This is a genomic window from Mycobacterium sp. NGS41 (genome assembly GCF_059812725.1).
Genome location: NZ_JCALDF010000002.1, coordinates 26,175 through 45,893, shown reverse-complemented (window position 1 = coordinate 45,893; position 19,719 = coordinate 26,175). Strand labels below are relative to the sequence as shown.

Below are 19,719 nucleotides of genomic sequence, written 5' to 3'. Positions count from 1 at the left end.
GCAGCCTCCTCGCTACTCGCCGGTAACTTTATCCTGAAGCTCCTGCAGAGCCGCATCCTTGGCGCGGACGGTCTCGGCCAGCTGCTCCTGGAATGCGACGATGCGGGCGCGCAACTTCGGGTCGGCGGCTCCCAGCATCCGCACCGCCAGCAAACCGGCGTTGCGGGCTCCGCCGATAGAGACCGTGGCCACCGGGACTCCGGCCGGCATCTGCACGATCGACAGCAAAGAGTCCAGGCCGTCCAGCCGGGCCAGCGGCACCGGCACGCCGATCACCGGCAGCGGCGTCGCGGCGGCGACCATCCCGGGCAGGTGTGCAGCACCGCCCGCGCCGGCGATGATCACCTCGATGCCGCGGTCGGCCGCGCTGCGGGCATAGTCGAACATCACCGCGGGGGTGCGGTGCGCCGAGACCACCCGAACCTCGGTAGGGATGTCGAATTCGGCCAGCGCCTTCGCGGCGTCGGCCATCACCGACCAGTCGCTGTCGCTGCCCATGATCACGCCGACGCGAGGATCTCGCTGAGTCATATGCGCCGCTCCTCTTCATCGCTGCGCTCTGCATCGTCGCCGGCCCCATGCACGTCCCATCCGTCCGTCCACTGCGCGTGAGATAACCAGTGTGCCGCCAGCTCGGCACGTTCACGAAGCCTGTCCAGATCGTCGCCGACAAAGTTGATGTGCCCCACCTTGCGACCGGGACGCTCAGCCTTGCCGTACAAGTGCACCCGAGCGTCCGGCATTCGCGCGAAGAGATGGTGCAATCGCTCGTCGACGGTCATGGCCGGCTGCTCCGCGGCGCCCAGCACATTGGCCATCACAGTCACCGGCGCGATCGCGTCGGTGTCGCCGAGCGGATAGTCCAGCACCGCACGCAGATGTTGCTCGAATTGACTGGTACGCGACCCGTCCATGGTCCAGTGTCCAGAGTTGTGTGGCCGCATGGCCAGCTCGTTGACCAGCAGCGCACCGTCGGTGGTCTCGAACAGTTCGACCGCGAGCACACCGACCACACCGAGTTCGCCGGCCAGCCGCAGGGCCAGCTCCTGCGCGGCGGCGGCGGTATCCTCGGCCAGCTGCGGCGCGGGCGCAATCACCTCCACGCAGATCCCGTCGGCCTGCACCGTCTCCACGACAGGCCACGCCGCACCCTGTCCGAACGGCGAGCGGGCCACCAGCGCTGACAATTCGCGGCGCAGGTTCACCTGTTCCTCGGCCATCACCGGCACTCCGTCGGCCAGGAAGTCGGCCGCGATCTCGCGGGCGTGCGAAGGGTCGCGGGCCATCCGCACCCCGCGCCCGTCGTAACCTCCGCGGACCGCTTTCACGACCACGGGGCCGCCCACCCGCGTGGCGAAGTCGTCCAGCGCGTCCAGGCCCTCGATCCCCGCGTACCGCGGCACGGGCACTCCCAGCGCCTCCAACCGCTGCCGCATGACGAGCTTGTCCTGAGCGTGGACCAGCGCCTGCGGCGGCGGCGCCACGGCGACGCCCTCGGCGACCAGCTTCTCCAGCAGCTCGGTCGGCACGTGCTCGTGGTCGAAGGTCAGGACGTCGGCCCCATCGGCGACCCGGCGCAGGTCCGCCAGGTCGGTGTGCGAGCCGATCACCGTATCGGGGCTGACCTTCGCGGCGGCTTCGTCGGCGGAGGTGGCCAACACCCGCAAGCTCTGTCCCAGAGCGATGGCGGCCTGATGCGTCATCCGGGCAAGTTGGCCGCCGCCCACCATCGCGACCAACGGCGTTCGTGTACTCGGCACGGCCATCATGGTGTCATGGGCTTTGACCGGCGTGTTAGCGGCTACGCGACCTAATCGTTATGTACGATTTTGCACCGCTTTTGCGTTAATCCGTAGACTGGCGTGCTGTGTCCTTTGCCGATGCCACGATTGCGCGTCTTCCCGGGGTTCTTCAACCCTTTGCGATGCGCCACCATGAGCTGATCAAATTCGCCATCGTCGGCGGCACAACTTTCATCATCGACTCGGCGATTTTCTACACGCTGAAGCTGACGATTCTCGAATCCAAGCCGGTAACCGCCAAGGTAATTGCGGGCATCGTCGCGGTAATCGCGTCCTACATCCTGAACCGGGAGTGGAGCTTCCGCGACCGCGGTGGCCGCGAGCGCCATCACGAGGCGCTGTTGTTCTTCGCGTTCAGCGGCGTCGGGGTGCTGCTGAGCATGGCGCCGCTGGGAATCTCCAGCTACATCCTGCAGCTGCGGGTCCCGACGGTATCGCTGACGGTGGAGAACATCGCCGACTTCATCTCGGCCTACATCATCGGCAACCTGCTGCAGATGGCGTTCCGCTTCTGGGCGTTCCGCCGCTGGGTGTTCCCCGACCAGTTCGCCCGCAGCCCCGACAAGGCGCTGGAATCCGCCCTCACCGCAGGCGGCATCGCCGAGGTCTTCGAGGACGCGTTCGACGCCGACTTGAAAGACGGCAACGTCACGTTGCTGCGCGCCTGGCGCAACCGCAGGGCCAGCCGGTTCGCTCAGTTCGACGAGCCGGACGGCCCGGTGTCGAAAACTTCGTGATACAGCAGCGCATGCACGTCGCGCAGGCGCGGAATGTTGGAGAACTCCAGCGGATCCTGTGACGCGGACTCGATGATCAGCGTTCCGGTCCGGAACATTCGCTCCAACAGCTTGTCCCGGAACTCCACGCTGTTGATCCGCGCCAGCGGGATGTCGATCCCGCTTCGGGTCAGCACTCCGTGCCGATACATCACCCGCCGGTTGGTGACGACGAAATTCGTGGTCAGCCAGCGCAGGAACGGCCACAGTGTCAGCCAGCCGACCAGCACCAGCCAAATCCCCCAGATGACCGCGTAGATCACGTTCTTGGCGACCTGGTCCCAATGCGTCGAGTTGACGAACCCGGACCCCAGCGCGGCCAGCCCGGTCGCGAGGATCAACACCAGGGCGGGCCAGATCAGCCGCTTCCAATGTGGATGGTGGTGCAGGACGACTTGCTCGCCTTTGGCCAGGACATTCTCCGGATAGCCCACCTCGGAAGGCTATCGCAGATGGACCACGTCGCCGGCCGAGATGATGACGGTGTCACCCTCGGTTTGGATGCACAGCCGCCCCTGCTCGTCGATATCGCGCGCGGTCCCGACGACCTCGCCGCCGCCCGGCAGCTCCGCACGCACCGGGCTCCCGAGGGTGAGACTGCGGGCCCGGTAGTCGGCCGCCAACTGCGGATCGGCGCCGCGGGCGGCCCGCCACGCGGCGATGCGCCCCGCGAGCTCTCGCAACAGCGTGGTGACCAGCACGCCCCGGTCGGGGGCAGCCACACCCAGGTCCAGCAGTGACGTCGCTCCGGGGCCGTCGACCTCCTCGGGGGCCTGGGTCACATTGAGCCCCAGGCCGATCACCACATACGGGCGCGCCACCTCGGCCAGGATGCCGGCCAACTTGCCGCTTCCGGCGAGCACGTCGTTGGGCCACTTCAGACCCGCCTGGACCCCGGTCGTCTGAACCACCGCGTCCACCACCGCGACGCCGGTGGCCAGCGTCAGCCAGCCCCAGGCGGCGACCGGAATGTCGACGACGGATACCCCGACTGACATCGTGATCTGCGCCCGCGGGGTGGCCGACCAGCCCCGGCCCTGCCGCCCCCGTCCGGCGGTCTGGTGCTCGGCGATCAGCACCGCTGCGCCGATGTCCTTGCCGGATGCCGCACGTGCCAGCAGGTCGGCGTTGGTGGAGCCGGTCTGCGCGATGACGTCGAATTGCCGCCAACCGGCCCCGATCACCTCGGTACGCAACGCGTCCGCGTCGAGCGGCGGCCTGAGCTGATCGCGGTCGTTCATTTGGCCAGCTTAGATACCTGCCCAGCGTCTAAGCGGTTGTCGTAGAGATTGGCCCGATATCTCGCCGAGGTCCGTCTCGCGAGAAGCCGCATCATGATGCGTTGCGGGAGCGGCACACCGGCCAGGATTTGTCGTGCCTCGTCAGCTGATGAAGCATCCAGGACCATACCGCCCAACACGAGCCCAAGCCTGAGATTCCTCCGCGATAGGAATTCAGCCGCGCGGGCAACGCATTGCTGCCATTCCTCAGCGTCGATGTGTTGGTTGATGAGCGGGACGATGTTTCGCTCTTCGTCGGCAAGATGCTCATCAACTCGAGCGGAGAGATCCTCAAGGGCCTCAACGAGGTGTTGAACGAGCCGGGAGTCAGCTGACGTTACCCACGACGCCAGAATCGATTGACCCTTAGGACAGCGTCGGCGATGCCCCAATGGGCTTGTTCCATGCGGAAGATGTCCTCGGCACAGGCGGGCGCTCGCGCGTGCAGTTTCGGCCAGATCAAATCGTCTTCGGCCGCATGGTGATGGTGGAGCGCGGCCACGATGAAGTCGAGGTGAGCGCCAACCACGGCAGATCGCGTTGTATCGCCGACCTCGACGTCCCTGACCAGCGCGGCAGCGTCGTGCAGTTGATTGCGGAATACCCGATGGACGATAGCCATGTCGAACGCGTCCGTCGGCATGACGGCTCCTTTCGCAGTGCGGATAGTCGCGTCGTGGTTGCCCGCCCAGATCGCAGCGTGGTGGAATGCCGCAAGGCATTTATTTGATTGCATTATTAATGCATTGACTACAGTAGGACTGTATCCAAATGACTGAGGAAGTCAAGCCCCGCCGGCGCTATAACTCATCGGCGCGAACCCGCCAGCGGGCGGCAACGCGCGCGGCGATTGTCGACGCCGCGGCGGCTGCATTCATCGAAAACGGCTATGCGGCAACCACAATCGCACAGTTGGCCGCGCGTGCCGAAGTCTCACCGGAGACCGTGTACGGCATCTTCGGCACCAAACGGGACGTATTGCGTGCGCTAGTTGAGCGGGCATCCGCCGGGGCGCCCAACACCGACGCGTGGCGAACCGGGGACTGGCTTGCGCGGGTGACGGCCGAGCCCAACCAGCGGCGCCGACTCGAGCTGATCACTGACGCCACTCGTAACGTACTGCGCCGCGTTGCGCCGGTAGACGAGATCGTGCGCTCAGTGGCCGCCTCCGATCCGGAGATCGCGGCGCTCCAGGATGAAGTTGAACGCCGTAGGCGAACCGACCTTCGGGCGCTTGTACAGCTGCTCGCAGAAGCCGGGCCGCTGCGGTTTTCCATCGACGACACAGTGGACCTGTGGTGGGCGCTGTTTCACCCAACCGGACCGTATCGTTCGCTCACCGTCGACCGAAGGTGGAGCGACCGACGGGCGCGGGCGGCACTCGTCGATATTTTGGCTTGCGCCATCCTCGCCGACTCGTAGTTGGCAATGAGCGGCTGCGCATCCCCGCGTTCCGACGGACAGTTGGTCATGGTCGCGGCTACTTAAGGAATTATTAAGGGTCGCGGCGCGCTGCCGCGAGGACTGCCGATAACATCGACTCCCATGACGAGCGTTACCGACCACTCAGCCGAGCCCGCCGCCGAGCACAAGATCGACATCCACACCACCGTCGGCAAGCTGGCCGAACTGCACAGGCGGCGCGAAGAGTCGCTGCACCCGGTCGGTGAGGACGCCGTCGAGAAGGTGCACGCCAAGGGCAAGCTGACCGCCCGCGAGCGCATCTATGCCCTGCTGGACGAGGACTCGTTCGTCGAACTCGACGCGCTGGCCAAGCATCGCAGCACCAACTTCGGCCTGGAGGCCAACCGCCCGCTCGGCGACGGCGTGGTCACCGGCTACGGCACCATCGACGGCCGCGACGTGTGCATCTTCAGCCAGGACGCCACGGTGTTCGGCGGCAGCCTCGGCGAGGTGTACGGCGAGAAGATCGTCAAGGTCCAGGAACTGGCGATCAAGACCGGTCGTCCGCTCATCGGCATCAACGACGGCGCGGGCGCGCGTATCCAGGAAGGCGTCGTCTCGCTGGGCCTGTACAGCAAGATTTTCCGCAACAACATCCTGGCCTCCGGCGTCATCCCGCAGATCTCGCTGATCATGGGCGCCGCGGCCGGCGGCCACGTCTACTCCCCCGCGCTGACCGACTTCGTCGTCATGGTCGACCAGACCAGCCAGATGTTCATCACCGGGCCCGACGTGATCAAGACCGTCACCGGCGAGGACGTCACCATGGAGGAGCTCGGCGGCGCCCACACTCACATGGCCAAGTCGGGCACGTTGCACTATGTCGCATCGGGCGAGCAGGACGCCTTCGACTGGGTCCGCGACCTGCTCAGCTACCTGCCGCCCAACAACTTCACCGACGCCCCGCGGTACGCCGAGCCGGTTCCCGAGGGCGCGATCGAGGAGAACCTCACCGAGGAGGACCTCGAGCTGGACACGCTGATCCCGGACTCGCCCAACCAGCCCTACGACATGCACGAGGTGATCACCCGCATCCTCGACGAGGACGAATTCCTGGAGATCCAGTCGGGTTACGCCCAGAACATCGTCGTCGGCTTCGGCCGCATCGACGGCCGGCCGGTCGGGATCGTGGCCAACCAACCCACGCACTTCGCCGGATGCCTGGACATCAACGCCTCCGAGAAGGCGGCCCGCTTCGTGCGGACCTGCGACTGCTTCAACATCCCGATCGTCATGCTGGTGGACGTCCCGGGCTTCCTGCCGGGCACCGGCCAGGAATACAACGGCATCATCCGGCGCGGCGCCAAGCTGCTGTTCGCCTACGGCGAGGCCACCGTCCCCAAGATCACCGTCATCACCCGCAAGGCCTACGGCGGGGCGTACTGCGTCATGGGCTCCAAGGACATGGGCTGCGACGTCAACATCGCCTGGCCCACCGCGCAGATCGCGGTGATGGGCGCCTCCGGCGCCGTCGGGTTCGTCTACCGCAAACAGCTGAAGGAAGCAGCCGACGCCGGCCAGGATGTCGACGCGCTGCGGCTGCAATTGCAGCAGGAGTACGAGGACACGCTGGTCAACCCCTACGTCGCGGCCGAACGCGGATACGTGGACGCGGTGATCCCGCCGTCGCACACCCGTGGCTACATCGGTACGGCGCTGCGGCTGCTGGAGCGCAAGATCTCCCACCTGCCGCCCAAGAAGCACGGGAACATTCCGCTGTGACGGGAACGAACATGAGCGACGAGACACACCAGGCGCACGAGCCGCACATCCAGGTACACAAGGGCCGGCCCACCGATGACGAGCTGGCGGCGCTGATCGCCGTGCTGGGCTGCGTCGGCGGTGCTGCCGAGCCCGAGCAGCCTCCGCACACCCGCTGGGGATTGCCGGTCGACAAGCTGCGGTTCCCCGTCACCAACCACCAACGAGTCACCCTGCAGGAACGCCTACACATGCAGCGATGACCCGCCTGGTGCTCGGGTCCGCCTCTCCTGGACGGCTCAAAGTACTGCGCCAGGCCGGCGTCGATCCGCTGGTCGTGGTTTCCGGCGTCGACGAGGATCGCGTCACCGCGGGTCTGGGGTCAGCGGCTTCGCCCGGTCAGGTCGTGTGCGCTCTGGCACAGGCCAAGGCCGACCAGGTCGCGGTCGTGCTCGATGAGACCGTCGGCGCGGATTGCGTTGTGGTCGGCTGTGATTCGATGCTCCACCTCGATGGCCGGCTCTGCGGCAAACCGCAGTCGGTGACCGACGCGCGCGAGCAGTGGCAGTCGATGGCAGGCCGTACTGGCCAGCTGTACACGGGCCACTGCGTCATCCGGCTGGCGGATCACCAAGTCGTCCAGCAGGAAACCGAAACATCAATTACCGCAGTGCGTTTCGGAACACCGTCGGCCGACGACCTACGGGCGTATCTGGCCAGCGGCGAATCGTTGCGGGTCGCCGGCGGCTTCACTCTCGATGGACTGGGCGGGTGGTTTATCGACGGCGTGGACGGCGACCCGTCGAATGTGGTCGGCCTGAGCCTGCCGCTGCTTCGGTCAATGCTGCAGCGGGTTGGGGTGTCGGTCGCAGTGCTATGGGCGGCCAATCCGGTGTGAAGCCAGGGCTTTCGTCGTGAGGCTACGGCTTTCGGTGTGAGGGTAGGGCTTTCGGAGTGAGCCTGGGGCGTCGATTCGGCGATTTTTTCGCCCAGGCTGCACAACCAACGCCGACGATTCACAACCAACGCCCAGGACTCACAATCAACGCCGGAGGGTGGACGCCTCAACGCCTGACGCCGGACGCCGGACGCCCGACGCCTGACACCTGACGCCCAACGCCAGCTAACCCGCATAGTGCCCACGCACTGACAATTCGCCGCCTTTCCGCCAGCGGTAGGCTCGAATACGTGCCGCTACCCCCAGATCCCAGCCCCACTCTGTCGGGCTACGCCCACCCCGAACGACTGGTCACCACCGAATGGCTGTCGGCCCACATGGGCGCGTCCGGCCTGGTGATCGTCGAATCCGACGAGGACGTGTTGCTCTACGACGTCGGTCATATTCCCGGCGCGGTGAAGATCGACTGGCACACCGATCTCAACGACCCGCGGGTCCGCGACTACATCACCGGGGAGCAGTTCGCCGGCCTGATGGACCGCAAGGGCATTGCCCGCGACGACACCGTGGTCATCTACGGCGACAAGAGCAACTGGTGGGCGGCCTACGCGCTGTGGGTTTTCACGTTGTTCGGCCATCCCGATGTGCGCCTGCTCAACGGCGGTCGCGACCTGTGGCTCGCCGAGCGCCGGGACACCACGCTCGACGTCCCGACGAAGACGTCGACCGGCTATCCAGTGGTGCAGCGCAACGACGCACCGATCCGCGCGTTCAAAGACGACGTGCTGGCCGTCATCGGCAACCAGCCGCTGGTCGACGTGCGCTCACCGGAGGAGTACACGGGCAAGCGCACCCACATGCCCGACTACCCCGAGGAAGGCGCGCTGCGGGCCGGCCACATCCCGACCGCCAGGTCGATCCCGTGGGGGAAGGCGGTGGACGAGACCAGTCGCTTCCGCAGCCGTGAAGAGCTCGAAGAGCTGTACGGGTTCATCACCCCGGACGACAAGACCGTCGTCTATTGCCGCATCGGCGAGCGCTCCAGCCACACCTGGTTCGTCCTCACCCACCTGTTGGGCAAGCCGGGAGTGCGCAACTACGACGGCTCGTGGACCGAGTGGGGCAACACCGTACGCGTGCCGATCGTCGCGGGCGCAGAACCAGGACGTGCCCCGGGAGACACATGACGCTGCCCGCCCCGCTCGCAGAGGTGGTGTCCGACTTCGCCGAAGTCCAGGGCCAGGACAAGCTGCAGCTGCTGCTGGAATTCGCCAATGAACTTCCAGCGCTTCCGTCCGATCTGGAAGAGGCAGCAATGGAGCCGGTGCCCGAGTGTCAATCTCCGCTGTTTCTGCATGTCGACGCCGACGATCCGAGCCGGATCCGGCTGTATTTCAGCGCGCCGGCCGAAGCGCCGACCACCCGGGGGTTTGCCTCCATTCTGGCCGCGGGCCTCGACGAACAACCCGCGACCGACATCCTGGCGGTGCCCGAAGACTTCTACAACGACCTGGGTCTGGCAGCTCTGATCAGCCCGCTTCGGCTGCGCGGGATGTCGGCGATGCTCGCCAGGATCAAGCGGCGACTGCGCGAGACCTCGCAAGAATCCTGATTTCCCGGCACCGCCTGGCCGGGCTTCCGGCGCGGCGCTTAGACTTCCCCCGAGTTGTAAGAAATTCTCTTAGACACCCCATGTCTGCAGATATGCCAAACAGGAGGCGCAGTGGCTAGTCACGCCAGCTCGAGGATCGCTGTGATCTCGAAGGTTCTGGTCGCTAATCGCGGCGAGATCGCGGTCCGGGTGATCCGGGCGGCCCGGGACGCGGGACTGCCCAGCGTGGCGGTGTACGCCGAACCGGACGCCGAAGCCCCGCACGTGGCCCTTGCCGACGAGGCGTACGCACTGGGCGGCCAAACCTCGGCAGAGTCCTACCTGGACTTCGCCAAGCTCCTCGACGCGGCGGCGAAGTCCGGCGCCAACGCGATCCATCCCGGCTACGGCTTCCTGTCCGAGAACGCCGACTTTGCCCAGGCGGTCATCGACGCCGGCCTGATCTGGATCGGGCCCAGCCCGCAGTCGATTCGGGACCTGGGTGACAAGGTCACCGCACGCCACATCGCCGCCCGCGCACAGGCCCCGCTGGTGCCCGGCACCCCGGATCCGGTCAAGAACGCCGACGAGGTGGTGGCGTTCGCCAAGGAGTACGGCGTGCCGATCGCCATCAAGGCCGCATTCGGCGGCGGCGGCAAGGGCATGAAGGTGGCCCGCACCCTCGAGGAGATCCCCGAGCTGTACGAATCAGCAGTCCGCGAGGCGGTGTCCGCGTTCGGCCGCGGCGAGTGCTTCGTAGAGCGCTATCTCGACAAGCCACGTCACGTCGAGGCGCAGGTGATCGCCGACCAGCACGGCAACGTCGTCGTCGCCGGAACCCGCGACTGCTCGCTGCAGCGCCGCTTCCAGAAGCTCGTCGAGGAGGCACCCGCGCCGTTCCTGACCGACGCGCAGCGCAAGGAGATCCACGAGTCGGCGAAGCGGATCTGCAAAGAGGCCCACTACTACGGCGCAGGCACGGTTGAATACCTGGTCGGCCAGGACGGGCTGATTTCGTTCCTGGAGGTCAACACCCGCCTGCAGGTCGAGCACCCGGTCACCGAGGAGACCGCGGGCATCGACCTGGTCCTGCAGCAATTCAAGATCGCCAACGGCGACAAGCTCGACATCACCGAGGACCCCACGCCCCGCGGGCACGCCATCGAATTCCGGATCAACGGCGAGGACGCGGGACGCGGCTTCCTGCCCGCGCCCGGCCCGGTCACCCGCTACGACATCCCGACCGGACCCGGTGTTCGGCTGGACTCCGGCGTGGCGGCCGGTTCGGTCATCGGCGGCCAGTTCGACTCGATGCTGTCCAAGTTGATCGTGTACGGCGCCACCCGCGACGAGGCGCTCGCCCGCTCCCGCCGCGCCCTGGACGAATTCCACGTCGAAGGCCTTGCCACCGTCATCCCGTTCCACCGCGCCGTGGTCTCCGACCCGGCGTTTATCGGCGACGAGAAGGGCTTCTCGGTACATACCCGCTGGATCGAGACCGAGTGGAACAACACCATCGAGCCGTTCACCGCCGGCGAACCCCTCGACGAAGAGGAAACCCGCCCGCGGCAGAAGGTCGTCGTCGAGGTCAATGGCCGGCGTCTCGAGGTGTCGCTGCCCGGCGATCTGGCGCTGAGCAACGGCTCGGCCGACCCAGCCGGTGTTATCCGAAAGAAGCCCAAGCCGCGCAAGCGGGGCGGCCACTCCGGCGCGGCGGCTTCCGGTGACGCGGTGACCGCGCCCATGCAGGGCACGGTGGTGAAAGTCGCGGTCGAGGAAGGCCAGGAGGTCGCCGTCGGCGACCTGGTGGTGGTGCTCGAGGCGATGAAGATGGAGAACCCGGTCACCGCGCACAAGGACGGCACCATCACCGGCCTGGCCGTCGAGGCCGGCGCGGCCATCACTCAGGGCACGGTGCTCGCCGAAATCAAGTAGACCTCCCGCCGGGGGTTGCTAGAGGGCTGCCTCGGCACCACAGCGCCCATGTGCCACGCCGGTCTGTGCCGATGCTGTGAATCGGGTTGGAGTACATTGTCGGTCCGGCCCGGCTTGGGTAGGGTGCGACATAGGTTGAGTTCACAGCCGCCCGGAATCACGTCAGTGACGCTCGGGAGGCGAATCCGCTGCCGCGAGCGTTCCCGAACCCGCTGGCGCGATCCACAGCACGAGCCCTCATCGGCTGATGGGAGTCAGCTATGTCTGTGATCCAATCGTGGCAATCATGCCGCACCGCGGAATTCACCACTCGCCCTGGCACATCCGCCACGGTGATCACCGCACACGGCGAGATCGACGCCGCAAACGCCAACCAGTTCAGTGACTACGTCCAACGGGCCCTCCGGCAGTCCAGGCGAGTGGTTTTGGACCTGCGCGAGCTGGATTTCATTGGTACTGCCGGTTTTTCGGCACTGCACCGGATCAACGTGGTGTGCTCGGCGGCCGGCGCGCGCTGGGTGCTGATACCGGGAGATGCGGTAAACCACCTACTGCGCATCTGTGATCCCGACGGGACACTGCCGACGGCAGTTTCGCTGGCCGAGGTGGCAACTGGGATGAGCCGTGGCAGTGCGAAGAAGGCCACGACCGCGAGAAGCCGTCTACTCCAACTGGTCCCGCAGCCGCGTTAGGGATTTAGCCAGCAATCGGGACACGTGCATCTGCGAGATGCCGATCCGTTCGGCGATCTGCGTTTGCGTCATCGACTCGAAAAACCTCAGCACCAACACCATTCGTTCCCGCTCGGGCAGCGCCTCGAGCAGCGGACGCAGCGCCTCCTGATCCTCGATCCGATCAAGACTGTTGTCGACATCGCCCAGCGTGTCGGCGATGGCCCGGGCGTCGTCCTCCTCGCTGCCGCCGGCACTGTCGATGGACAAGGTGTTGTAGGAGCTGCCCGCCACCAGGCCCTCGACCACCTCCTCGCGATCCATCCCGAGCTCATCGGCCAATTCCGTTGCGGTGGGCGCCCGGCCGAGCCGTTGCGACAGGTCGGCGGTGGTGGTGCCAAGCCGTAAATGCAGCTCCTTCAACCGCCGCGGGACCTTGACCGACCAGCTGTTGTCACGGAAGTGGCGCCGAACCTCGCCCATGATGGTGGGCACCGCGAACGAGACGAAGTCCGAGCCGGTCTCGACGTTGAAGCGGACCACCGCGTTGACCAGTCCCACCCGGGCGACCTGAACCAAGTCGTCGCGAGGTTCGCCGCGGCCCTCGAAGCGGCGGGCGATGTGATCCGCCAGCGGCAAGCACCGCTCCACGATCTCGTCCCGCCGGCGCTGGAACTCCGCCGGGTCTTCGGTCAGTGTCGCCAACTCACGGAACATATCCGGGACATCGGCGTATTCGTTAGGGCGCGACACGGAACCGCCGGCTCGCGCTGTCACCTGGCTCTCACCTGCTAGGAGCCGCCCGGGGCGCCGTCAGCGTGATGCCGAAAACACTGCCGGATTCATCGGGCTCGCGTCCATCGTGAAAGGTCTGGACGTCGTCGGCCAGCGAGGTCAGCACGTGCCAGCTGAAGCTGCCGGGTGCCACGACATCGTGGGTGTCGCAGGCCGCGGAAGCCTCTACTACTAGTTCGTCGTCGCGCGGGTCGACGACAACGGTGAGGATTGCGTCCGGAGTAGCCGAGCGGATCAACCGGGTGCACACCTCGTCCACCGCGAGTCGCAGGTCGGCGACGGCATCGAAATCCAGATCCTCGAAGGTGCCGATTGCACCGACCAGGGTGCGCAGCATCGCCAGGTTTTCCAGGCGCGCAGCAACTTGCAGTTCGACAGCGCGCTGGCCGCGTGGGCGCTTGTTGCCACGCGATTCCGCATCGGTCATATAGTCTCCCGGCAATGTCTGATCGGCACCACGCCCGCCTTGAAACCCGCCTTGGACGCTGTGTTCGAGGCGGTTACTCATAATTTCTGTCGCTGCTTTCGTCGTTCGCATGATGGGGTAACCACGCTAACCCACTCTCGCCGGCACGCCATCATCGTCTAGACCTGATACCCGCTCGACGTGGCGAATAACCCAGTACCTGACGATGCTCGGCCACAACGAAGTTACTTAACAGTGCCACCCGGCAGACCTACACTTATGCCATGAGGCGAATCCTGCTGTGGGCAGTTGTGCTTCCAGGATCGTGGGCCATCGGACTGCTGGTCGCGGCCTCGGTCGTTCCCCATGTTTCGATGTCGGTATCGGGGTTCATCGTCGCCGTGGTGTTGTTCTCGGTGGCGCAGGCGATCTTGTCGCTGCTGGTTTCGAAGTTGCCGCATGGATATGCGTCGCTGCTCCTCGGAGGAGTCGGCCTGGTACTGACCTTCGTCGCGCTGAGCCTCGCCGCGGCATTGACGCACGGACTCACCATACGCGGCACTGCATCCTGGATTGCCACAGCGATCGTGGTGTGGCTCGTGACAACGGTTGGCGCGATTCTGCTGCCCGACACGCTCGTTCGCACTCCGACGGCCGGCTCAACCTGAACCCCGTGGACATTCCCCAACACGCCTCGCGGACCGGCTTGAACCGCCTGGTTAGTGGCAAAACTGTGAGTTTTCCCAGGTCCGCGAGGTAATATCGCTGTTATCTCGTCCGACGACGGAGGGAGATGTGGTGGGAGACAGGCATCACGACCCGACGGATCATTTCCGGACCACGCAACCGCACGCCGGTATCACCATGAAGGACAACCTCTTCTGGCCCGGCTTCATCCTGCTGGCCGTCGCATTGGCCGGGGTGATCAGCGCTCTGGCTGCTGCCGCCTACCGGCATTACGAGTGGCTTCCCACGACGGTGCTGGTCGCGGTGCTGGGAACGGTCGCCGGGGCGCTGTGGTTCGTTGTGGAGTGCCGCCGCGTGGCGCGTATCGACGAGCAGTGGCAGGTCGCAGGTGTCGATAGCCCGCCGCGCCAGCGCGTTGCCAGCCAACGGCCGATCGCAAGTTAGACCACGCTAGACACGGTCAAAGTGCCATTACCGGCCCGACGATGGGCGGAACGACCATCGACAGGGTCAGGACCATCAATGTGAATAGAAACCAGCCGGCGCCGTGCCATCCCCACCAGGTGCCTTGCCTGCGCCAGACCCGGTAGGTGCGCACAAAGGCCCAGAGCCCTCCGACGAGCAGGATCAAGGGTCCGCCGAGCCCCAGCAAGGTCCGCTGGGGCGGGCCGCACGCCGCGGTGTCGACGCTCACTCCCGGACAGGTGCTGACCCACAACGCGGCCAGAATGACGAAGCCGACGCCGGCCGCCGCGACTAGGACTGCAAAGCGGACCGCGGCGTGGACCTCGCTGTCCTGTTGGCCCAAGCGGTCACCATGTGACTGCTCACGCGCTCTCTGCATTTCGAACCTCATATTCCGTTCGGCATATTCCGTTCGGCCGCTTGTGGGGCCTAAAAGATCTTTCGTTTGCTGCGTCACATTCGTTTCAGTGCTATTCCGAGCTATGCCGAGCTAGCCCGGTTTCATCGGTGAGTACCCGATTACCGCCGGTGTAATCGTCGTCAAGTGCTATCTCACAGCGGTCAACGCGCTGCGTATGGCGCCAATCGCGGCATCGATGTCGGCGAGGGAAACGGTCAGTGCGGGACGGAACCGCACGCCGCGGGGGCCGGTGGGCAGCACGATCACCGCGCGCTGCCACAACTGGCGGATCAACTCGTCGCGATCGGCCGTGTTCGGCAGGCTGAACGCGCACATCAGGCCGCGGCCGCGAGGGTCGAGAACCAGACCGGGAAAGTCATGGGCGAGTTCGTCGAGCCGAGCCCGCAGGTAGCTGCCCCGCTCGGCAGCGCGCTGGAACAAGCCGTCGTCCTCGATCACCTCGAGGATGCGACGGGCGCGCACCATGTCGACCAGATTGCCGCCCCACGTCGAATTGAGCCGGGAGGCGACGGCAAACACGTTGTCGGCGATTTCGTCGACCCGCCGGCCCGCCATCACGCCGCACACTTGGGTCTTCTTGCCGAACGCCACGGCATCGGGTTCGACCCCGAATTGCTGGTAGGCCCAGGGTGTTCCGGTCAATCCGCAGCCGGTCTGAACTTCGTCGAAGATCAACAGTGCGTCATGCTCGTCGCACAGCTCACGCATCTTCGCGAAAAACTCCGGCCGGAAGTGGCGGTCCCCGCCCTCGCCCTGGATCGGCTCGGCGATGAAGCACGCGATGTCGTGCGGATACGTCTCGAAGGCCGCGCGGGCCTGGCGCAGCGACTCGGCTTCCCGGGCGTCCATGGCCCGCCCGTCCAGGCCCGGCTGGAGGTAGGGCGCGTCAATGCGCGGCCAGTCGAACTTTGGGAAGCGGGCCACGGTGACCGGTTTGGTGTTGGTAAGCGACAGGGTGTAGCCGCTGCGGCCGTGAAACGCCCCGCGCATGTGCAGCACCCGGGTGCCGAGTGCGGGGTCGATCCCGTGTTTCTCGTTGTGCCGGCTCTTCCAGTCGAAGGCGGCCTTCAACGCGTTCTCCACCGCCAGCGCCCCGCCTTCGACGAAGAACAGGTGCGGCAGAGCCGGGTCGCCCAGCACCCGAACAAAGGTTTCGACGAACCGGGCCATCGCCACCGAGTACACGTCGGAATTGCTGGGCTTGTTCAGCGCGGCGTCCAGCAGTTCGGCGCGGAATTCTTCGTCGTCGGCCAGCGCCGGATGGTTCATGCCCAGCGCCGAGGAAGCCACGAAGGTGAACATGTCCAGATACCGCCGACCGTCGCGGGCGTCGACCACATACGAACCAGCCGACCGTTGCAGATCGAGCACTAGATCGAAACCGTCGAGCAGGATGCTTCGCGCCAGCACCTCATGGACCTGGCCAGGCTCTGTCGCCGTCTCGGCGAGCTTGAGAGCGCGAGTCATGGCGCCCATGATAGTCGGGAATTTACGGGATCATGACATTTATACCGGAAAGTTTATGGTATGTACTGTCTATCGCTGTAAAAAGTATTCAATATGATGGTGCTCCGAGTTTGGACGTTCGCGGTTGTCCGGATCCGTCGCAACAGGTCCTCGAGCGCACGCGCGGACTCGACGCGCACCAGCAAGATGTAGCTCTCCTCGCCGGCCACCGAGTGACACGACTCGATCTCCTCGATGTGCTCGAGGCGGGCCGGCGCATCATCGGGTTGAGACGGATCAAGAGGAGTGATCGCCACGAACGCGGACAAAAGGTGCCCGACCGCCGCGGGGTTGATCCGCGCGGAATACCCAGAGACCACACCGCGGGACTCCAGCCGGCGCACCCGCGACTGGACCGCCGACACCGACAGGCCGGCGCTGGCAGCGAGCTCCGAGAGGGTGGCGCGTCCGTCGGCGACCAGCTCGCGCACCAGGATCCGGTCGATGTTGTCGAGCGTGTCACCCATGGCCGGAGATTATCGCAACCCGCTTCCATCAGAAGTCGCGTTATGAGCTCGAAAGAGCGCCCCGCCGAGAAGCTGGAGACCTGGCAGCTGCGGGCCGCCTTCGCCACGGGGCTGTCGACGATGTACGCCGGCGAGGTCCCGGCGTACGACACGTTGGTGCGCGTCACCGCGGCGGTCAACCGGGACTACGTGACGCGCCACCCGGACGCCGAGCGACTCGGCTCGCTGCAGCGAGTCACCGCGGAGCGTCACGGCGCCATCCGCGTCGGCAACCCGGCCGAGCTGACCGCGGTCGCCGACCTGTTCGCGGCGTTCGGGATGCTGCCGGTGGGCTATTACGACCTGCGCTTCGCCGAGTCGCCGATTCCGGTGGTATCCACGGCCTTTCGTCCCATCGACGGCGACGAGCTGGCCCGCAACCCATTCCGGGTGTTCACCTCGATGCTGGCCACCGACGACCCCCGATTCTTCGATGCCGGCCTGCGGACCCGCGTGCAGTCCTTCCTCGCTCGCCGAAGGCTGTTCGACCCCGCGCTGCTCGCCCGGGCGCGGACCATCACGGACGACGGCGGCTGCGACGCCGAGGACGCGCCGGATTTCGTCGCAGCGGCGGTGACGGCGTTCGCGCTGTCCCGCGAACCGATCGACAAGGCCTGGTATGGCGAGTTGTCGCGGGTGTCGGCGGTGGCCGCCGACATCGCCGGCGTCGGCTCCACGCACATTAACCACCTGACTCCGCGAGTGCTCGACATCGATGATCTGTACGCGCGGATGAACCGGCGCGGCATCACCATGATCGATGCCATCCAGGGACCGCCCCGCACCGACGGCCCCGCTGTGCTGTTGCGCCAGACTTCCTTCCGTGCCCTGGCCGAACCGTGCCTGTTCCGCGACCGTGCTGGCGTTGTCAGCCCGGGCAGCCTGCGGGTGCGCTTCGGCGAGGTCGAGTCGCGCGGTGTCGCGCTGACGCCGAAGGGCCGCGCGCGCTACGACGTCGCGATGGCTCAACTGGCCGGGTCGCCCGACCCGGCCCGGCTGTGGGGCGATTACTTCCCGTCCACCGACGCGGAGATGGCCGCGCAGGGGCTGGCCTACTATCGCGGCGGCGACCCGTCGGCGCCGGTCGTCTACGAAGACTTCCTGCCGGCGTCGGCGGCGGGCATCTTCCGCTCCAACCTGGACGGCGATAGCAGTGCCCAGGACGTTGCCGACGATTCCTGTTACGACGTGCAGTGGCTGGCCGGCGCAATCGGCCGCGACATTCGCGATCCCTACGCGCTCTACGAGGAGGCATCCGCATGACCCCCAAGCCGTTGTCCGCCCGGGTGCTCGAGGCGTTCGGCGCGATCGGCGTCACCGCCGAATTGGGCGAGCCGGGCGACTCCGGCGATGACGGGCTGCCCGCCAGTAGCCCGATCACCGGCGAGGTGCTGTTCACGGTCGCGCAGACCACCCCCGAGCAGGCCGACCGCACGATCGCCGATGCGGCCGAGGCGTTTTCGGCATGGCGAGCCACACCGGCCCCGGTGCGCGGCAGACTGGTCGCCCGGCTCGGCGAGCTGCTGACCGCACACCGGAACGACCTCGCGGCGCTGGTGACGACCGAGGTCGGCAAGATCACCTCCGAGGCGCTGGGCGAGGTGCAGGAAATGGTCGACATCTGCGATTTCGCTGTCGGACTGTCGCGCCAGCTCTACGGCCGGACCATCGCCTCGGAGCGTCCGGGGCACCGGCTCCTGGAGACCTGGCATCCGCTCGGTGTGGTCGGCGTGATCACTGCCTTCAACTTCCCGGTCGCGGTCTGGGCGTGGAATGCCGCGGTCGCGCTGGTCTGTGGCGACCCGGTGGTGTGGAAGCCCTCGGAGCTGACGCCGCTGACCGCGCTGGCCTGCCAGACGCTGATCGCGCGGGCCGCCGCCGACGTCGGTGTGCCACCCGCGCTAGCCGGGCTCCTCCTGGGTGGCCGCGACCTGGGTGAGCGGCTCGTCGACGACCCGCGAGTTGCGCTGCTGACCGCGACCGGTTCGGTACGGATGGGTGAGCAGGTCGCTCCCCGCGTCGCGGGCCGCTTCGGGCGGGTGCTGCTGGAACTGGGTGGCAACAACGCGGCGATCGTCACGCCGTCGGCCGACCTGGAGCTGGCGGTGCGCGGCATCGTGTTCGCCGCGGCCGGCACCGCTGGTCAGCGCTGCACCAGCCTGCGCCGGCTGATCGTGCACCGCTCGGTGGCCGATTCAGTCGTAGAGCGGGTGGCGGCCGCTTTCGCGCAGCTGCCGATCGGCGACCCGTCGGCTCCGGGCACGCTCGTCGGCCCGCTCATCCACGAGACCGCTTACCGCGACATGGTGGGAGCGCTGGAACAGGCGCGGGCCGACGGTGGTGAGGTGATCGGCGGAACACGCCGACAGGTAGGCGCACCCGGCGCGTACTACGTCGCTCCCGCCGTCGTGCGGATGCCGGCACAGACCGCCATCGTGGCGACCGAAACGTTCGCCTCGATCCTCTACGTGCTGACCTACGACGACCTCGACCAGGCCATAGCGCTCAACAACGCGGTGCCACAAGGGCTTTCGTCGGCCATTTTCACTACCGACCTACGCGAGGCGGAGCGTTTCCTGGACGGATCGGACTGTGGCATCGCCAACGTCAACATCGGCACTTCGGGCGCCGAGATCGGCGGGGCGTTCGGCGGCGAGAAGCAGACCGGCGGCGGTCGGGAGTCCGGTTCGGATGCGTGGAAGGCCTATATGCGGCGCGCCACCAACACCGTCAACTACTCGAGCGAACTGCCGCTGGCGCAGGGCGTGCAGTTCGGCTGAACATTTCGAATTGGCAGAGCACACGGCCGCCGTGA

23 protein-coding genes are annotated in these 19,719 nt (G+C 66.4%); 13 read left to right on the top strand and 10 right to left on the bottom strand.

Annotated features, from left to right (window positions below; genetic code table 11):
- Positions 1-12: 12 nt before the first annotated feature.
- Together purE and AC5Y21_RS02385 are read right to left on the bottom strand one after the other, a co-directional pair.
- Positions 13-531: a 5-(carboxyamino)imidazole ribonucleotide mutase gene (gene purE, locus AC5Y21_RS02390; protein ID WP_499909056.1), complete on the bottom strand. Its 519-nt coding sequence runs from the start codon at positions 529-531 to the stop codon at positions 13-15.
- Entirely contained in the window at positions 528-1,769 is a 1,242-nt protein-coding gene (locus AC5Y21_RS02385; protein WP_499909054.1) for a 5-(carboxyamino)imidazole ribonucleotide synthase, read from the bottom strand. Before AC5Y21_RS02385 ends, purE begins: the two co-directional genes overlap by 4 nt.
- A 98-nt stretch (positions 1,770-1,867) precedes the next feature.
- On the opposite strand from AC5Y21_RS02385, the gene AC5Y21_RS02380 reads away from it, so the two are divergent.
- Positions 1,868-2,539 carry a GtrA family protein gene (locus AC5Y21_RS02380; protein ID WP_499909052.1) on the top strand — a complete coding sequence of 224 codons (672 nt, stop codon included), beginning with the start codon at positions 1,868-1,870 and terminating at the stop codon, positions 2,537-2,539.
- On the opposite strand, the gene AC5Y21_RS02375 is transcribed toward AC5Y21_RS02380, so the two are convergent.
- From AC5Y21_RS02375 to AC5Y21_RS02365, 3 genes are all read right to left on the bottom strand, one after another.
- A complete protein-coding gene (locus AC5Y21_RS02375) occupies positions 2,497-3,012 on the bottom strand; it encodes a PH domain-containing protein (RefSeq protein WP_499909050.1) in 516 nt (171 codons plus the stop codon). The two genes, AC5Y21_RS02380 and AC5Y21_RS02375, sit on opposite strands and share 43 nt — an antisense overlap.
- A 9-nt stretch (positions 3,013-3,021) precedes the next feature.
- Positions 3,022-3,819 carry a biotin--[acetyl-CoA-carboxylase] ligase gene (locus AC5Y21_RS02370; RefSeq protein WP_499909048.1) on the bottom strand — a complete coding sequence of 266 codons (798 nt, stop codon included), beginning with the start codon at positions 3,817-3,819 and terminating at the stop codon, positions 3,022-3,024.
- 376 nt (positions 3,820-4,195) lie between these two features.
- Positions 4,196-4,480 carry a hemerythrin domain-containing protein gene (locus tag AC5Y21_RS02365; protein ID WP_499909549.1) on the bottom strand — a complete coding sequence of 95 codons (285 nt, stop codon included), beginning with the start codon at positions 4,478-4,480 and terminating at the stop codon, positions 4,196-4,198.
- Positions 4,481-4,629: 149 nt separating this feature from the next.
- Here AC5Y21_RS02365 and AC5Y21_RS02360 point away from each other — a divergent pair, with 149 nt between their 5' ends.
- The 8 genes from AC5Y21_RS02360 (at position 4,630) to AC5Y21_RS02325 (ending at position 12,139) form a co-directional block, all read left to right on the top strand.
- A complete protein-coding gene (locus tag AC5Y21_RS02360) occupies positions 4,630-5,280 on the top strand; it encodes a TetR/AcrR family transcriptional regulator (protein WP_499909046.1) in 651 nt (216 codons plus the stop codon).
- A 123-nt stretch (positions 5,281-5,403) separates the two neighbouring features.
- Complete coding sequence (locus AC5Y21_RS02355; protein WP_499909044.1) at positions 5,404-7,044, top strand: acyl-CoA carboxylase subunit beta; 1,641 nt, start codon at positions 5,404-5,406, stop codon at positions 7,042-7,044.
- 11 nt (positions 7,045-7,055) lie between these two features.
- On the top strand, positions 7,056-7,286 hold the full coding sequence (locus AC5Y21_RS02350) for an acyl-CoA carboxylase subunit epsilon (protein ID WP_499909042.1): 231 nt from the start codon (positions 7,056-7,058) through the stop codon (positions 7,284-7,286).
- On the top strand, positions 7,283-7,921 hold the full coding sequence (locus tag AC5Y21_RS02345) for a Maf family protein (RefSeq protein WP_499909040.1): 639 nt from the start codon (positions 7,283-7,285) through the stop codon (positions 7,919-7,921). The genes AC5Y21_RS02350 and AC5Y21_RS02345 overlap by 4 nt, the downstream gene beginning before the upstream one ends.
- Before the next feature lie 290 nt (positions 7,922-8,211).
- The gene (locus tag AC5Y21_RS02340) at positions 8,212-9,108 is read left to right on the top strand and encodes a sulfurtransferase (protein ID WP_499909038.1); all 897 of its coding nucleotides are present in this window, start codon (positions 8,212-8,214) and stop codon (positions 9,106-9,108) included.
- A complete protein-coding gene (locus AC5Y21_RS02335) occupies positions 9,105-9,533 on the top strand; it encodes a SufE family protein (RefSeq protein WP_499909036.1) in 429 nt (142 codons plus the stop codon). Before AC5Y21_RS02340 ends, AC5Y21_RS02335 begins: the two co-directional genes overlap by 4 nt.
- Positions 9,534-9,644: 111 nt before the next feature.
- Positions 9,645-11,447 carry an acetyl/propionyl/methylcrotonyl-CoA carboxylase subunit alpha gene (locus tag AC5Y21_RS02330; RefSeq protein WP_499909034.1) on the top strand — a complete coding sequence of 601 codons (1,803 nt, stop codon included), beginning with the start codon at positions 9,645-9,647 and terminating at the stop codon, positions 11,445-11,447.
- Between the two features lie 260 nt (positions 11,448-11,707).
- A complete protein-coding gene (locus AC5Y21_RS02325) occupies positions 11,708-12,139 on the top strand; it encodes an STAS domain-containing protein (protein ID WP_499909032.1) in 432 nt (143 codons plus the stop codon).
- Here the strand turns inward: AC5Y21_RS02325 and AC5Y21_RS02320 are convergent.
- Both AC5Y21_RS02320 and AC5Y21_RS02315 read right to left on the bottom strand, forming a co-directional pair.
- Entirely contained in the window at positions 12,110-12,895 is a 786-nt protein-coding gene (locus AC5Y21_RS02320; protein WP_499909030.1) for an RNA polymerase sigma factor SigF, read from the bottom strand. The two genes, AC5Y21_RS02325 and AC5Y21_RS02320, sit on opposite strands and share 30 nt — an antisense overlap.
- Positions 12,896-12,902: 7 nt before the next feature.
- Positions 12,903-13,340 carry an ATP-binding protein gene (locus tag AC5Y21_RS02315; protein ID WP_499909028.1) on the bottom strand — a complete coding sequence of 146 codons (438 nt, stop codon included), beginning with the start codon at positions 13,338-13,340 and terminating at the stop codon, positions 12,903-12,905.
- A gap of 263 nt (positions 13,341-13,603) precedes the next feature.
- Between AC5Y21_RS02315 and AC5Y21_RS02310 the strand changes: the two genes are divergently transcribed.
- Both AC5Y21_RS02310 and usfY read left to right on the top strand, forming a co-directional pair.
- The gene (locus AC5Y21_RS02310; protein WP_499909026.1) at positions 13,604-13,987 is read left to right on the top strand and encodes a hypothetical protein; all 384 of its coding nucleotides are present in this window, start codon (positions 13,604-13,606) and stop codon (positions 13,985-13,987) included.
- Between the two features lie 130 nt (positions 13,988-14,117).
- A complete protein-coding gene (gene usfY, locus AC5Y21_RS02305; protein ID WP_499909024.1) occupies positions 14,118-14,450 on the top strand; it encodes a protein UsfY in 333 nt (110 codons plus the stop codon).
- Positions 14,451-14,466: 16 nt separating this feature from the next.
- On the opposite strand, the gene AC5Y21_RS02300 is transcribed toward usfY, so the two are convergent.
- The 3 genes from AC5Y21_RS02300 to AC5Y21_RS02290 form a co-directional block, all read right to left on the bottom strand.
- Positions 14,467-14,850 carry a hypothetical protein gene (locus AC5Y21_RS02300; RefSeq protein ID WP_499909022.1) on the bottom strand — a complete coding sequence of 128 codons (384 nt, stop codon included), beginning with the start codon at positions 14,848-14,850 and terminating at the stop codon, positions 14,467-14,469.
- 168 nt (positions 14,851-15,018) lie between these two features.
- Positions 15,019-16,368, bottom strand: a complete 1,350-nt coding sequence (lat, locus tag AC5Y21_RS02295) for an L-lysine 6-transaminase (protein WP_499909020.1) — start codon at positions 16,366-16,368, stop codon at positions 15,019-15,021.
- Between the two features lie 44 nt (positions 16,369-16,412).
- Positions 16,413-16,865, bottom strand: coding sequence for an Lrp/AsnC family transcriptional regulator (locus AC5Y21_RS02290; protein ID WP_499909018.1), 453 nt, complete (start codon positions 16,863-16,865; stop codon positions 16,413-16,415).
- Positions 16,866-16,907: 42 nt separating this feature from the next.
- Here AC5Y21_RS02290 and hglS point away from each other — a divergent pair, with 42 nt between their 5' ends.
- The gene (gene hglS / locus AC5Y21_RS02285) at positions 16,908-18,167 is read left to right on the top strand and encodes a 2-oxoadipate dioxygenase/decarboxylase (RefSeq protein ID WP_499909016.1); all 1,260 of its coding nucleotides are present in this window, start codon (positions 16,908-16,910) and stop codon (positions 18,165-18,167) included.
- The gene (gene amaB, locus AC5Y21_RS02280) at positions 18,164-19,684 is read left to right on the top strand and encodes an L-piperidine-6-carboxylate dehydrogenase (protein ID WP_499909014.1); all 1,521 of its coding nucleotides are present in this window, start codon (positions 18,164-18,166) and stop codon (positions 19,682-19,684) included. The genes hglS and amaB overlap by 4 nt, the downstream gene beginning before the upstream one ends.
- The last annotated feature ends 35 nt before the right edge of the window (positions 19,685-19,719 follow it).